The sequence below is a fragment of the Variovorax davisae genome (assembly GCF_030316845.1).
Classification (GTDB): Bacteria; Pseudomonadota; Gammaproteobacteria; order Burkholderiales; family Burkholderiaceae_C; genus Variovorax; species Variovorax davisae.
On the sequence record NZ_JASZYS010000004.1, the window covers coordinates 57478 to 70174 of the forward strand.

Sequence of the window (12697 nt, forward strand, 5' to 3'; positions counted from 1 at the left end):
CGCGCATGAACCCATCCGACCCGCGCTACTTCATCCGCGAAGCCGAGATCCCCGGCTACCACCCGGCCAACCACACCGGCACGCTCAACAAGCGCCTGATCGGCCCCGACACCGTCGGCGCCAGGCAGATCGAGATGCTGGTCGGCCATATCCAGAAGGGCCAGGGCGCGCTGCCGCATGCGCATCCGGGCATCGAGCAGGTCTGCTACCTGCTGGCGGGCCGCGCCGTGGCGCAAGTCAATGGGCAACGGCAGGAACTGGGGCCGGGCGACTGCTGTTTCTTTCCGGCCGGCGCGATGCACAGCTTCACCGTGGTGAGCGAAGAGCCGGTGCGGGTGTTGGTGGTCTACAGCCCGCCGTACGAGGAATTGCCCGATCGGGTGGTTCGACCGTGACATCGACAACAGAAGGGAGACAGGCATGCAGAAGAACATCGACAGCCGCGGCACGGGCGACCGCCGCCGCTTCATTGCACTCGGAGCCGGACTCGGTCTCGGGAGTGCCATGCCGTGGGCCTTCGCGCAGGACGCGGGCTACCCGAAGCAGCCGATCCGGCTGGTGGTGCCCTTCGCGGCCGGCAGCGGCACCGACGCGGTGGCGCGCATCACGGCGCAGATGCTCGGCGAGGCCCTCAAAGGCTCGGTGATCGTCGACAACCGCGCCGGGGCCAACGGCGTCATCGCGGCCGAGGCGGTGGCCAAGGCGGCGCCCGACGGCTACACGCTGTTCATGACCACCAACACCACCCACTCGGCCAACCCGAGCCTGTTCAAGCGGCTGCCCTACGACCCGGTCAAGGACTACACGCCGATCAGCCGCATGGGCAACCTGCCCTTCATGCTGGTGGTCAACAACGACCTGCCGGTGAAGAACGTCGACGAGCTGCTGGCCTGGGGCCGTGCCCATCCCGGCAAGCTCAGCTACGCCAGCGGCAACAGCACCGGCATCGTGAGCGGCGCCACGCTGTCGCGCATGAGCGGCATCCCGATGCTGCACGTGCCCTACAAGAGCACGCCGCCGGCCATCGCCGACCTGATCGGCGGCCAGGTGTCGATGATGGTGGTCGACCTGGCCGCCGGGCTGGCCACCGTCCAGGCCGGCCGCATGCGCGCCATCGCGGTCACGACCCAGGAGCGCACCCAGCTCTTTCCCGAGTTGCCGCCGCTGGCCGACACGCCGGCGCTCAAGGGCTTCGACATCACCTCCTGGAACGGCGTCTACGGCCCGGCCGGCATGCCGAAGGACACCGTCGCGAAACTCAACCAGGCACTGGCCGGCATGGCCAATGGCGCGGTCTTCCGCGAGCGCGTGGCCAAGCTCGGCTTCGACGCCTTCGGCAGCACGCCGGAAGCGCTGGGCAGCTTCACCGTGGCCGAGCTCGGCAAGTGGAAGAAGCTGGTCGAAGCCGCCGGCATCCAGCCCGAATGACGAGCGTCGACGCAACGGCCGGCGGCGGCCCGCTGCAGGGCATCCGCATCCTCGACCTCACGGCGGTGGTGATGGGACCGTACGCGACCCAGATCCTCGGCGATCTCGGCGCCGACGTGATCAAGGTCGAGCCGCCGGCCGGCGACAACCTGCGCGCCGTCGGCCCGATGCGCCATGCCGGCATGGGCGCGATGGCGCTGCACCTGAACCGCAACAAGCGCTCGGTGGTGCTGGACCTGAAGCAGCCGGCGGGCCGCGACGCCTGCCTGCGGCTCGCCGCGGGCTGCGACGCCCTCATCTACAACACGCGGCCGCAGGCGATGGCCCGCCTCGGGCTCGACCACGCGGCGGTCGCCGCGGCCAACCCGAAGATCGTCTACATCGGCTGCTTCGGCTACGGCGAGGACGGCCCCTACGCAGGCAAGCCGGCCTACGACGACCTGATCCAGGGCGCGACCGGCATCGCTTCGCTGTTCGCGCAGCAAAGCGGCGCCGCGCCGCGCTATGCGCCGGTCACGCTGGCCGATCGCGCGGTCGGCCTGCAGGCGGCCATCGCGCTGCTGGCGGCGGTGCTGCATGCGCAGCGCAGCGGGCGCGGCCAGGCGGTCGAAGTGCCGATGTTCGAGGCCCTGTCTCAGCTCGTGATGGGCGACCACCTGGGCGGCCACAGCTTCGAGCCGCCGATCGGTCCGACCGGCTATGCGCGGCTGCTGGCCCCGCACCGCAAGCCCTATGCGACGGCCGACGGCCATCTCAGCGTGCTGATCTACAACGACAAGCAGTGGCTGGCCTTCTTCGACGTCATCGGCCGGCCCGAGCTGCGCGACTCGCCGGTGTTCGGCAGCCACACGGCGCGGGCCGCCCACATCGGCGAGGTCTATGCCTTCGTGGCCGAGCTGATGGCGACGCGCACCTCCGATCAGTGGCTGGCCGCGCTCGAAGCGGCCGACATCCCGGTGGCGCGCCTGCACACGACGCAAAGCCTGCTCGACGATCCGCATCTGCGCGCGGTCGGCTTTTTCCGCCAGGTCGATCATCCGAGCGAAGGCCGCCTGCGCACGCCCGCCCCGATCGGGCGCTACGGCGAGACGCCGGCCGCGCTGCGCCGCCCGGCGCCGCGCATCGGCGAACACAGCGTCGAGCTGCTGCGCGAAGCCGGCTATGACGCCGGCGAGATCGCGGCCCTGCTGGCCAACGGCACGACCCTCCAGCCCACGTCCCCTACCGACGAGCCACTCCCATGAATTTCTCCCTCGACGACGACCAGCGCGCGCTGGTGGCGGCCATCGAACGCCTGTGCGAAGACTTCCCCGCCGACTACTGGCGCGCGCACGACGACAGCGCCACCTTCCCGCACGAGTTCCACCGCGCCGTGGCGGCCAGCGGCTGGCTCGGCATCGCGATGCCCGAGGCCCAGGGCGGCGCAGGGCTCGGCATCACCGAGGCGGCATTGATGATGCGCGCCATCAGCGCGTCGGGCGCCGGCATGTCGGGCGCGTCGTCCATCCACATGAACATCTTCGGGCTCAATCCGGTGGTGGTGTTCGGCAGCGAGGCACAGCGCCAGCGCTTCCTGCCGCCGCTGATCGCCGGCGCCGAGAAGGCCTGCTTCGCGGTCACCGAACCCGACGCCGGGCTCGACACGACGCGGCTCAAGACCCAGGCGGTGCGGCAGCCCGGCGGCGGCTACCTGCTGCATGGCCGCAAGATCTGGATCTCGACCGCCCAGGTGGCCGACCGCATGCTGATCCTGGCGCGCACCACGCCGCTCGACGAGGTCAGGAAGCCGACCGAGGGCCTGACGCTGTTCTACACCGCGCTGGACCGCAGCCGGGTCGAGGTGCGCGAGATCCACAAGCTGGGCCGCGCGGCGGTCGACTCCAACATGCTGTTCATCGACGGGCTCGAAGTGCCCGAGGCCGACCGCATCGGCGAGGAGGGCCGGGGCTTCGAGTACATCCTGCATGGCCTCAACCCCGAGCGCATCCTGATCGCGGCCGAGGCCATCGGCATCGGCCGCGCGGCGCTGCGCATCGCGGCGCAGTACGCCAGGGAGCGGGTGGTGTTCGGCCGGCCGATCGGACAGAACCAGGGCGTGGCCCACCCGCTCGCGCGTGCCTGGGCCAACCTGGAGGCGGCCGACCTGATGATGCTGAAGGCGGCCACGCTCTACGACGCCGGCGCGCCCTGCGGCATCGAGGCCAACAGCGCCAAGTACCTGGCCGCCGAAGCCGCCCACGACGCCTGCCAGAACGCGGTCCTGACCCTCGGCGGCATGGGCTACGCGAAGGAATACCATGTCGAGCGGCTGCTGCGCGAGAGCTACATCCCGCGCATCGCGCCGGTCAGCCCGCAGATGATCCTCAACTTCATTGCCGAAAAGGCCTTGGGCCTGCCGAAATCCTACTGAGCACCGGGATGCTCCGGATGCGGAGAAAATGGCGTTCGCCCTTTCATCGACCACGAGCGAGCCCATGAACCTCCCTTCCAAAGTCAAGATCGTCGACGTCGGCCCGCGCGACGGCCTCCAGAACGAGAAGCAACCCGTGTCGGCCGGGATCAAGATCGGCCTGGTGCACCGCCTGCAGGACGCCGGCCTGAAGGAGATCGAGGTCACCAGCTTCGTCTCGCCCAAGTGGGTGCCGCAGATGGCCGACAACGCCGAGGTCATGCACGGCCTGCGGCGCAAGCCCGGCGTGCGCTACTCGGTGCTGACGCCCAACATGAAGGGCTTCGAGGCCGCGATCGCCGCGCCGCGCGAAGAATGGCCCGACGAAATCGTGGTCTTCGGCGCCGCCAGCGAGGCCTTCAGCCAGCGCAACATCAACTGCTCGATCGCCGAGAGCATCGAGCGCTTCCGGCCGGTGGTGGCGGCGGCGCGCGAGCACGGCATCCACGTGCGCGGCGCGATGTCCTGCACCGTGGGCTGCCCCTACGAGGGCGAGATCGCGCCGTCGCGGGTCGACATGCTGGCCGGGCTCATGAAGGAGATCGGCGTGCAGCACGTGGGCGTGGCCGACACCATCGGCGTCGGCACACCCTTGAAGGTGCAGCGCGCCATCGAGGCCACGCTCAGGCACTACGGTGTCGACGACATCTCGGGCCACTACCACGACACCTACGGCCAGGCGCTGGGCAACACGCTGGCCAGCCTCGAGCTGGGCGTCTGGCAGTACGACACCTCGTCCGCCGGGCTCGGCGGCTGCCCCTACGCTAAGGGCGCGACCGGCAACGTCGCGACCGAGGACGTGGTCTACATGCTGCACGGCATGGGCATCGAGACCGGCATCGACCTGGATCTGCTGATCGATGCCGGCGTCTACATCAGCGACGCACTCGGCCGCGAGCCCAATTCGCGGGCATCCAAAGCGATCCGCAACAAGCGGGCCAACTGACATGTGCGGTGCCGAGCTGACTTCATTGCCGGAGGGCGTGCAGCGAGTCGCCCGCCTGCTGCAGGACAAGGGCCATGGCCACGCGCCGCGGATGCTCGACGACGCCGCGCGCACCGCGCAGCAGGCTGCCGATGCGCTGGGCATCGAGGTCGCGCAGATCGCCAAGAGCATCGTCTTTCGCCGCAAGTCCGACGACGCCGCGGTGCTGGTCGTGACCTCGGGCGACAAGCGGGTCGACGAGAAGAAGGTCGAGGCGCTGGTCGGCAAGCTGGGCCGCGCCGATGCCGAGTTCGTCAAGTCGAAGACCGGCTTCTCGATCGGCGGCGTGTCGCCGTTCGCGCATGCCGTGGCACCGGTGATGCTGATCGACCGCGAGCTGTTCCGCTTCGAGGAGATCTGGGCGGCGGCCGGCCATCCGCATGCGGTGGTTCGACTGCATCCGCGTGAACTCGAAGGCCTGACCGGCGCGCCGGTCGCGGACGTGGTGTGAGCATCGCCTCCCTTTCGACCCTGCCGGCGCGCGCCGCGGTCGCACGCGCCATGCACGGCGACCTGCCGTCGCCCTGCATCTCGATCTGCCGGATGGTGCCGGCCACGGGCTTTTGCGAGGGCTGCCTGCGCACCATCGACGAGATCGCCGCCTGGAGCCGGATGGACGATGCCGGCAAGCGCAGCATCTGGCGCGCGATCGAACTGCGTGCCGAGGCCGGGTTCGGCATCGCCGCCGGAGACACGCCATGAAGCACCTCACCTGCCACCTCGACTTCATCTCGCCCTATGCCTACCTGGCCTTCGAGCACCTGCCGCAGGCGCTCGAAGGCCTCAGCTACAGCGTGGCCTACCGGCCGGTGCTGCTTGGCGCGCTGCTCAAGCACCACGGCCAGCTCGGCCCGGCCGAGATCCCGGCCAAGCGCAGCTGGACCTACCGCCACGTGCTGTGGCTCGGCCAGGCGCACGGCATCCCGATCCGGATGCCCGCGACGCACCCCTACAACCCATTGCCGCACCTGCGGCTGGCGCTGGCGACCAGCGCCGACGGCGACATCAGCCGGCAGGTGGCCGAGACCGTGTTTCGCGATGTCTGGCGCAGCGGCGAGGAGCCCGGCGACGCGACGCGCCTGGCGGCGCTCGCGGCGGCGCTGCGGCAGCAGCGCGACGCGAGCGGCGACGCGGTCAAGTCGCAGCTCAAGGCCAACACCGACGACGCCATCGCGCGCGGCGTGTTCGGCGTGCCGGCCTTCGAGGTCGACGGCCGGCTGTTCTGGGGCTTCGACGGCCTCGCGATGCTGCGCGCCTACCTGCGCGGCGAAGCCTGGTTCGATGGCCCGGACTGGGCGGCCGCCGACCAGCGTCCCTCGCTGCTGCGCAGCAGCAATAAGTAGTTTTACTGCCATCTGAAACGTAAGGCGCGGGTTACACCCTAATTCGTCAGCCGCCGTTCAGTTTCGCGACAGCCTCGGGTCAGTCGCCGCTCCAAGAATGATGCACGTCCCACGCCGTGGGCGCAAATTCAACAGGAGACGACATGGCAGCCACACTAGATTCGAGGGGAGCGGCAAACGTTCCCCGGCCCATGAGCAAGGAGGAGAAGAAGGTCATCTTCGCCTCGTCGCTCGGGACCGTTTTCGAGTGGTACGACTTCTATCTGTACGGCTCGCTGGCGCCCGTGATCGCGCGCCAGTTCTTCAGCGGCCTGGACGCCGGTGCGGCCTTCATCTTCGCGCTGCTGGCCTTCGCGGCCGGCTTCCTGGTGCGCCCCTTCGGCGCCATCGTGTTCGGCCGCCTCGGCGACATGATCGGCCGCAAGTACACCTTCCTGGTCACGATCCTGATCATGGGCCTGTCGACCTTCATCGTCGGCCTGCTGCCCAGCTACGCGACCATCGGCGTCGCGGCGCCCGTGATCCTGATCGCGCTGCGCATGCTGCAGGGGCTGGCGCTCGGCGGCGAGTACGGCGGTGCCGCCACCTACGTGGCCGAGCATTCGCCGCACGGCAAGCGCGGCGCCTACACCTCGTGGATCCAGACCACCGCCACGCTCGGCCTGTTCCTGAGCCTGCTGGTGATCCTGGGTGTCCGTGAAGGGATGGGCGAAGCCGCCTTCGCCGACTGGGGCTGGCGCATTCCGTTCCTGGTCTCGATCCTGCTGCTCGGCATCTCGGTCTGGATCCGGCTGTCGCTGTCCGAGTCGCCGGCCTTCCAGAAGATGAAGGCCGAGGGCAAGACCTCCAAGGCGCCGCTGTCCGAATCCTTCGGCCAGTGGAAGAACCTGAAGATCGTGATCCTGGCACTGGTGGGCCTGACCGCCGGCCAGGCCGTGGTCTGGTATTCGGGCCAGTTCTACGCGCTGTTCTTCCTGACGCAGCAGCTCAAGGTCGATGCGACCACCGCCAACCTGATGATCGCCGCCGCGCTGCTGCTCGGCACGCCCTTCTTCGTGATCTTCGGCACGCTGTCCGACAAGATCGGCCGCAAGCCGATCATCATGGCCGGCTGCCTGCTGGCGGTGGTGACCTACTTCCCGGTCTTCAAGATGCTGACCGAGAACGCCAACCCCGACCTGGCGCGCGCGCAGGCCACGGCCGGCGTCGTCGTGACCGCCGATCCGCGTTCGTGCTCGTTCCAGGGCAACCCGGTGGCCCGCGAGATCGACTTCCGCAGCTCCTGCGACATCGCCAAGCGCTACCTGGTGCAGAACTCGGTGAGCTATGAGCGCGCCGACGGCCCGGCCGGCTCGCCCGCAGTGATCAAGATCGGCAACGCGACCATCACGGCGCCGACCGGCAACGTGGTCAACAGCAAGTTCGACGAAGCCTCGGCCAAGGAGATCGCGGCCTTCAAGAAGGCCGTCGCCGAACAGCTGAAGGCTGCGGGCTACCCGAGCAAGGCCGACCCGGCGAAGATCAACAAGGCCATGACGGTGGCCCTGCTGTTCTACCTGGTGCTGCTGGTGACCATGGTCTACGGCCCGATCGCCGCGATGCTGGTCGAACTGTTCCCGACCCGCATCCGCTACACCTCGATGAGCCTGCCGTACCATATCGGCAACGGCTGGTTCGGCGGCCTGCTGCCGACCACCGCCTTCGCGATCGTGGCCAGCACCGGCAACATGTACAACGGCCTCTGGTATCCGATCGTCATCGCCGCGATGACGCTGGTGATCGGCACCATCTTCATCCGCGAGACCAAGGACGTGGACATCTACGCGAACGACTGAGGTTCGCAGGCACGAGGGCCTCTTCGGTCCTCGGTTCAACAAAGAGGCTTCTCGCCGATCCGGCGCGAGGCCTTTTTCTTGAACACCCCGGGAGACTCAATCATGTGGAAAATCGTCGTCGGCTTCGTCATCTTCGCGGCCATCGTGCTGTACGTGCTCAGCAAGGCGGGCGGCAATGTCGACATGTCGGGCGAGAAGCACGGCGGCGACGCGACCCATGCGCCGGCGCCGGCCGCGGCCGGCGAATCGAAGTAGCGATCAGTCGGCGTGCCGCCCGATCCAGTCGACGATGCCGCCGGCGCTGCGGAACTCGTCGGCCGAGCGCGCGGGGATGTCCGGGTGGCGCTGGTTCCAGATCCGCGCCAGGGCCTGTCCAGGGCCGATCTCGAGCACGCAGCCCACGCGCCGCGCCGCGATGCCCTCCATGCATTGGTCCCAGCGCACCGTGTGGTCGAGCTGACGGGCCAGCGCGGACCGGGCATGGGCGGCATCGCGCACGCGCCCTGCGACATTGCTGAGCAGCGGGAGCCGCGGCGAGGCGAAGGGCTGCGTCGCCAGCCGCGCTTCGAAGGCCCGCGCCGCCTCGGCCATCCACGGCGTGTGCGAGGCGACCCCGACATGGAGCGCCGTGACGCGGCCGCCCTGGCGCAATGCCGCATCGGCGGCCGCCGCGAGCGATGACCTGGGGCCGCCCAGCACCACGCTGGCCGGGTCGTTGCGAATGGCGATCCGCAGCCCGAACGCGCTGCACAGCTGGGCCATCGCCTCGTCCGCCAGGCCGCTGACCGCCAGCAGCCCGGCGTCGCAGCGCCGGGCGTCGCGGTCCATCAGCGCGGCGCGGTGCTGCACCAGCGCGATCGCATCGCCCGTCGTGCAGACGCCGGCCGCCGCGAAGGCCGCGACCTCGCCGACGCTGTAGCCGGCGACGACCGCGGGTTCCGGCAGCCGGGGCGCGAGCTGTGTCCACGCGGCCAGCCCGAGTCCGGTCAGGAGCAGTTGCGCATGCGCGTTGCGGCCGGCCCAGTCGCGATCGTGGAGGCGCTGGCGCCAGTCCGCGCCCAGCACGTGCGCCACGCTCGACAGCAGCTCGTCGTCGGCCAGCCAGGCCAGCATCGCGGGATGCTGCATCCCCTGGCCCGAAAAGATCAGCGCGAAGCTCATGGTGCAGGCGCGTCAGATGCGCTCGCAGACCCGCCGCATCCAGCAGGCCGCGGCCAGCGTGTCGGCCGCGCCGCCGGGCGACAGGCGGCGGGCGACGAAGTCGCGGTGCAGGGCCCGGGCGGCGGCGAAGCCGTGGTCGCTGGCTGCGCCGCCTTGCGCGAGATAGCCGCGCGCTGCCTGCTGCGCGTGGCGCAGTCCCGCCATGCCGCCGCGGTGCGCGAGGTTGCTGTCGTCCAGCGTGGCCATGGTGGCGAACAGGGTGTCGACGCGTGCGCGCTGGGCACCCAGGCCGCGCCGCAGCGCAGAGGCGAGGGCGGGTACGGCCGTGTCGAACAGCACCGGGAAAGCCAGTGCCGCTTCTTCCGATGCGCTGCGCAGGCCATGGCGGCGCGCGGCGATGCCGCCCGGCAGGGTCGAGACGCGCCGGGTGCGCGCCGCCAGCGCATCGCCCCAATGGCGGCGCAAGGCCTGGCGAAGCGCGTGCGGGTCCGGCGGCGCGCCGTCGCGGAGCAAAGCGCCCGCCGCGGCGCACAGCAGGCCGAGCGTGAAGATGGCGCCGCGGTGCGTGTTGATGCCGCCGGTGGCCGCCAGCATGCGTGCCTCGGCGGCGACGCCGCAGCGCTCCAGCGCATCGAACGGCGCACGGGCCTCGCCCAGGGCGCAGATCTGCACGAAGTAGTGGCGCAAGGCGAACAGGCTGCGCATGAAGGTGTGGGCATCCATGTCCGCGTGGCTGCCGCTGTCGACGAAGGACACCAAGCCCGGCTTGGGCGCCAGCGCGAGCTCGTCGTGCAGCGCCAGGGTGGCGGCGCGTCCGATGTCGGCCGCGCTGCGTCGGGCGGCGCGTCGAGCCGGCAGTCGGGCAGCGTTCATGTCTCTATCTCCAGGACAGGCGCATGGCGGCGCAGGAACGAGACATCCGCCATCGCCGCGCCATGCAGCCGCTTCACGAGCAGGCGCCGGGCCCGGCCTGCGCGCCATGCCTGCCATTCGCGCCAGGCCACGGCCGTGCCGTCCGCGAACACCAGTTCGCCATCCAGCCGCGGCTGGCGGGGCGCGAAGCCTTCGAGGTGGCGAACGACCGTGTCCGCGTGCCCGGCGTCGTCGACGGCGATCCACAGGTCGACGTCGGAGCTCTCGCGCAGGTATTCGAGGCCGGTCAACAGCTGCCAGCCGTAGCCGCCGTAGACCCGTGCCGGCGCGCGGCAGTCGGCGAGCGACTGGCCGAGCGCGCGCAGCGCGGCGCGGGGCCCGCGCGGCAGCAGGCCCAGCGCATCGACGGCGCGCGGAAACTCGTCGAACCAGGCGAGCGCGCTGCGGGGCGCCAGGATGGCCAGGCGCCGCCGATCCCATTGCAGTGGGGCCGGCAGGCCGAGCGCGATGGGGGCCTGCGCCGGATCGGCGTGCGCCGGCTGCCGCGTCACGACCAGCGGCAGCCGGTGAGCGGCCCAGTGGTCGACGCAGGCCCGTGCCTGGGCGTCCCAGGCCTGCGCGCGGACGACGGCCCAGCCCGCGTCCGTCAGGCAAGCCAGCCGATGGCGTCGCAGCGGCATCATGGTGCGGTCCTCAGGCGGCATCCAGCACGCGCTGCGCGACCGCGGCGGCGAGCTGGCGGCCGCCGCGCGCGGCGCCGTCGATCGCGCGCAGGTCTTCACGGGGCGAATGCGCCAGCGCCTCGCGCAGCGCCGCCGCCAGATCGCCCTGCCACAGCGAGCGCACGCCGCCCATGGCGACGTAGTTCGCCACCCCGGGCGCGAACACCGGGTTCGATTGCGACAGCGCGGCGAGCATGTCCTCGGGCAGCTTGGTCACGCGCGCCATCGCGGGGATGCGCATGACGCGGATCTCGGCCTCGGGCAGCGCATGGCAGGCGTCCGCGATCAGGCCCGAGGTGATGAAGCCGCCCGACAGCGCCTGGTCGTACACCAGGCCGATCACGCGATGGCCGCGGCGCCGGGCAAGGTCGATGCTGGCGCCGAGGTGGGCCATCGCGCGGTTGATCCCGAGCAGTTCGTCGCGCCGCCGCAGCTGCTGGCCCTGGGTGTCGACCAGCAGCAGGATCGGCCGCTCCGGGTGCTGCGCGAGGGTGTCGAGCACCACTCGCGCCTGGGCCAGGGCCAGCCTGACGCCGATCGACGCATGGTTCGTGGTGCCGATCACGGTGATCGGCCGGCCGTCGAAGTGCGCCGTGCCTTGCAGGAAGTCGCCGTCGGCGACGATGCCATGGCCGGCGCCGAAGAGCCGGGTGGCGAGAAGGTTCCAGTCCATCGATTCGCTCCTCATGCAGGCCGCAGTGCGCGCACCGCGGCCACGTCCAGGTCGGGCACGCGGTCGGCTCCCGCAATGCCCAGGTGGGTCCACAGCGCAATGGCGTCGTCGCCGCCGTCCTCCGCGAGCGGGTCGCGCAGGCGGGCGGAGAGCAGGGCGTGTTCGGCTTCGAGCGTGGCGGGCGTGACGGGCTTCGAGGCACCGATCGCATCGATGGCCGCGTCGCGGAAGGCGGCCGCGTCGTCTTCCACCAGCATGTCGCAATCGCCGGTCAGCCAGCGGTGCTTGCCACCCGTGGTGCGCCATACCAGGGCGCGGTCGCGCGAATCGAATTCCTCCACCCCGTGCGAGGCCTCGATGACTTCCGGGCCGGACATGGCGAGCCGCCCGACATCGCTCATCACGACGTGGTCGGCACAGCGCGCGACGATGCCCATGCCGCCGAAGCAGCCGTTGGCGCCGCCGATCAGCACCACCACCGGCACGCCGGCCGCGCGCACGTCGAGCACGGCGCGCATCACCTCCGACACCGCGATCAGGCCGGCGTTGGCCTCGTGCAGCCGGACGCCGCCCGACTCCGCCAGCAGCAGCACCGCCGCCGGGCGATCGCGCAGCGCGCGGCGCAGCAGGCCGACCAGCTTGGCGCCGTGCACCTCGCCGACGCCGCCGCCCATGAAGGCGCCTTCCTGGGCGGCGACGAAGACCTCCAGCCCGCCCAGCGTCGCCCGGCCGATCGCCACGCCGTCGTCGAAGGACGAGGGCACGCCCAGCTGCGCCAGGTGCGGGCTGGTGAGGCGCTCGGCCGGCGGCAGCCATTCGTGGAAGCTGCCCGTGTCCAGCAGCTGCGCGATGCGTTCGCGCGCCGAGCATTCGGCGTAGCTGATCATGGCCGGGCTCCTGGCGCCGCCGCCGGCAGTTCGGCCACCGCCTGGTCGAGCCGCAGGCTGACGACCGCGGGCGTGGCGCCCATGTCGTTGATGGCGATGCGCACGCCGGCCAGCGGATGCCGCGCGTGGAAGTCGCCGAGCACGGCCTCCCAGATCGGGCCGAAGCCGCGCGCCGAGGTCTCGATGCGGACCGTGCAACCGTCGCCGCCGGCCGCTTCGAGCAGCACCTCCAGGTTGCCGGAGCCGACGACGCCGACCAGCACCGGCGCGAAGGCGCCGGCCGGTCGGGTGCCGGTGAAAGAGAAGTCGAGGGCTTCGAGGCCCGCAGGAAGGGTCATGGT

The 12697-nt window shown here is 70.8% G+C and carries 16 protein-coding genes; 10 read left to right on the plus strand and 6 right to left on the minus strand.

Annotated elements, in window-relative coordinates; genetic code table 11:
* Nucleotides 1–5 precede the first annotated feature (5 nt).
* The 10 genes from QTI33_RS10635 (at nucleotide 6) to QTI33_RS10680 (ending at nucleotide 8295) form a co-directional block, all read left to right on the plus strand.
* Nucleotides 6–395 carry a cupin domain-containing protein gene (locus QTI33_RS10635; protein ID WP_286505848.1) on the plus strand — a complete coding sequence of 130 codons (390 nt, stop codon included), beginning with the start codon at nucleotides 6–8 and terminating at the stop codon, nucleotides 393–395.
* A gap of 25 nt (nucleotides 396–420) precedes the next feature.
* Nucleotides 421–1428 (plus strand): Bug family tripartite tricarboxylate transporter substrate binding protein, encoded by a 1008-nt coding sequence (locus QTI33_RS10640; RefSeq protein ID WP_444814831.1) that lies wholly within the window; start codon nucleotides 421–423, stop codon nucleotides 1426–1428.
* A complete protein-coding gene (locus QTI33_RS10645) occupies nucleotides 1425–2672 on the plus strand; it encodes a CaiB/BaiF CoA transferase family protein (protein ID WP_286505849.1) in 1248 nt (415 codons plus the stop codon). Before QTI33_RS10640 ends, QTI33_RS10645 begins: the two co-directional genes overlap by 4 nt.
* On the plus strand, nucleotides 2669–3838 hold the full coding sequence (locus QTI33_RS10650; RefSeq protein WP_286505850.1) for an acyl-CoA dehydrogenase family protein: 1170 nt from the start codon (nucleotides 2669–2671) through the stop codon (nucleotides 3836–3838). The genes QTI33_RS10645 and QTI33_RS10650 overlap by 4 nt, the downstream gene beginning before the upstream one ends.
* 64 nt (nucleotides 3839–3902) lie before the next feature.
* A complete protein-coding gene (locus tag QTI33_RS10655) occupies nucleotides 3903–4823 on the plus strand; it encodes a hydroxymethylglutaryl-CoA lyase (protein ID WP_286505852.1) in 921 nt (306 codons plus the stop codon).
* A 1-nt stretch (nucleotide 4824) separates the two neighbouring features.
* The gene (locus QTI33_RS10660) at nucleotides 4825–5313 is read left to right on the plus strand and encodes a YbaK/EbsC family protein (RefSeq protein ID WP_286505853.1); all 489 of its coding nucleotides are present in this window, start codon (nucleotides 4825–4827) and stop codon (nucleotides 5311–5313) included.
* A gap of 50 nt (nucleotides 5314–5363) precedes the next feature.
* Nucleotides 5364–5564: a DUF1289 domain-containing protein gene (locus QTI33_RS10665; protein WP_286506323.1), complete on the plus strand. Its 201-nt coding sequence runs from the start codon at nucleotides 5364–5366 to the stop codon at nucleotides 5562–5564.
* Nucleotides 5561–6205: a 2-hydroxychromene-2-carboxylate isomerase gene (locus QTI33_RS10670; protein ID WP_286505855.1), complete on the plus strand. Its 645-nt coding sequence runs from the start codon at nucleotides 5561–5563 to the stop codon at nucleotides 6203–6205. The genes QTI33_RS10665 and QTI33_RS10670 overlap by 4 nt, the downstream gene beginning before the upstream one ends.
* 143 nt (nucleotides 6206–6348) lie before the next feature.
* Entirely contained in the window at nucleotides 6349–8040 is a 1692-nt protein-coding gene (locus QTI33_RS10675; RefSeq protein ID WP_286505857.1) for an MFS transporter, read from the plus strand.
* A gap of 102 nt (nucleotides 8041–8142) precedes the next feature.
* Nucleotides 8143–8295, plus strand: a complete 153-nt coding sequence (locus tag QTI33_RS10680; protein WP_286505858.1) for a hypothetical protein — start codon at nucleotides 8143–8145, stop codon at nucleotides 8293–8295.
* A 3-nt stretch (nucleotides 8296–8298) separates the two neighbouring features.
* On the opposite strand, the gene QTI33_RS10685 is transcribed toward QTI33_RS10680, so the two are convergent.
* From QTI33_RS10685 to mdcC, 6 genes are read right to left on the minus strand one after another with little or no spacing between them, the layout of a single operon-like run.
* On the minus strand, nucleotides 8299–9201 hold the full coding sequence (locus tag QTI33_RS10685; protein WP_286505860.1) for an acyltransferase domain-containing protein: 903 nt from the start codon (nucleotides 9199–9201) through the stop codon (nucleotides 8299–8301).
* A 12-nt stretch (nucleotides 9202–9213) separates the two neighbouring features.
* On the minus strand, nucleotides 9214–10074 hold the full coding sequence (gene mdcB, locus QTI33_RS10690) for a triphosphoribosyl-dephospho-CoA synthase MdcB (protein WP_286505862.1): 861 nt from the start codon (nucleotides 10072–10074) through the stop codon (nucleotides 9214–9216).
* On the minus strand, nucleotides 10071–10757 hold the full coding sequence (mdcG, locus tag QTI33_RS10695; RefSeq protein WP_286505864.1) for a malonate decarboxylase holo-[acyl-carrier-protein] synthase: 687 nt from the start codon (nucleotides 10755–10757) through the stop codon (nucleotides 10071–10073). The genes mdcB and mdcG overlap by 4 nt, the downstream gene beginning before the upstream one ends.
* A gap of 10 nt (nucleotides 10758–10767) precedes the next feature.
* Nucleotides 10768–11469, minus strand: a complete 702-nt coding sequence (locus QTI33_RS10700) for a biotin-independent malonate decarboxylase subunit gamma (RefSeq protein ID WP_286505865.1) — start codon at nucleotides 11467–11469, stop codon at nucleotides 10768–10770.
* Between the two features lie 11 nt (nucleotides 11470–11480).
* Complete coding sequence (locus QTI33_RS10705) at nucleotides 11481–12356, minus strand: biotin-independent malonate decarboxylase subunit beta (RefSeq protein WP_286505867.1); 876 nt, start codon at nucleotides 12354–12356, stop codon at nucleotides 11481–11483.
* Complete coding sequence (mdcC, locus tag QTI33_RS10710; protein WP_286505869.1) at nucleotides 12353–12694, minus strand: malonate decarboxylase acyl carrier protein; 342 nt, start codon at nucleotides 12692–12694, stop codon at nucleotides 12353–12355. The genes QTI33_RS10705 and mdcC overlap by 4 nt, the downstream gene beginning before the upstream one ends.
* Nucleotides 12695–12697: the final 3 nt, after the last annotated feature.

Bases quoted from the DNA above. Each gene is read 5' to 3' on its own strand.
- QTI33_RS10650 (WP_286505850.1), top strand. From the start codon at position 2,669: ATGAATTTCTCCCTCGACGACGACCAGCGCGCGCTGGTGGCGGCCATC.
- mdcG (WP_286505864.1), bottom strand. From the start codon at position 10,757: ATGATGCCGCTGCGACGCCATCGGCTGGCTTGCCTGACGGACGCGGGC.
- QTI33_RS10660 (WP_286505853.1), top strand. From the start codon at position 4,825: ATGTGCGGTGCCGAGCTGACTTCATTGCCGGAGGGCGTGCAGCGAGTC.
- QTI33_RS10675 (WP_286505857.1), top strand. From the start codon at position 6,349: ATGGCAGCCACACTAGATTCGAGGGGAGCGGCAAACGTTCCCCGGCCC.
- mdcC (WP_286505869.1), bottom strand. From the start codon at position 12,694: ATGACCCTTCCTGCGGGCCTCGAAGCCCTCGACTTCTCTTTCACCGGC.
- mdcB (WP_286505862.1), bottom strand. From the start codon at position 10,074: ATGAACGCTGCCCGACTGCCGGCTCGACGCGCCGCCCGACGCAGCGCG.
- QTI33_RS10645 (WP_286505849.1), top strand. From the start codon at position 1,425: ATGACGAGCGTCGACGCAACGGCCGGCGGCGGCCCGCTGCAGGGCATC.
- QTI33_RS10685 (WP_286505860.1), bottom strand. From the start codon at position 9,201: ATGAGCTTCGCGCTGATCTTTTCGGGCCAGGGGATGCAGCATCCCGCG.
- QTI33_RS10700 (WP_286505865.1), bottom strand. From the start codon at position 11,469: ATGGACTGGAACCTTCTCGCCACCCGGCTCTTCGGCGCCGGCCATGGC.
- QTI33_RS10705 (WP_286505867.1), bottom strand. From the start codon at position 12,356: ATGATCAGCTACGCCGAATGCTCGGCGCGCGAACGCATCGCGCAGCTG.
- QTI33_RS10670 (WP_286505855.1), top strand. From the start codon at position 5,561: ATGAAGCACCTCACCTGCCACCTCGACTTCATCTCGCCCTATGCCTAC.
- QTI33_RS10680 (WP_286505858.1), top strand. From the start codon at position 8,143: ATGTGGAAAATCGTCGTCGGCTTCGTCATCTTCGCGGCCATCGTGCTG.
- QTI33_RS10640 (WP_444814831.1), top strand. From the start codon at position 421: ATGCAGAAGAACATCGACAGCCGCGGCACGGGCGACCGCCGCCGCTTC.
- QTI33_RS10655 (WP_286505852.1), top strand. From the start codon at position 3,903: ATGAACCTCCCTTCCAAAGTCAAGATCGTCGACGTCGGCCCGCGCGAC.
- QTI33_RS10665 (WP_286506323.1), top strand. From the start codon at position 5,364: ATGCACGGCGACCTGCCGTCGCCCTGCATCTCGATCTGCCGGATGGTG.
- QTI33_RS10635 (WP_286505848.1), top strand. From the start codon at position 6: ATGAACCCATCCGACCCGCGCTACTTCATCCGCGAAGCCGAGATCCCC.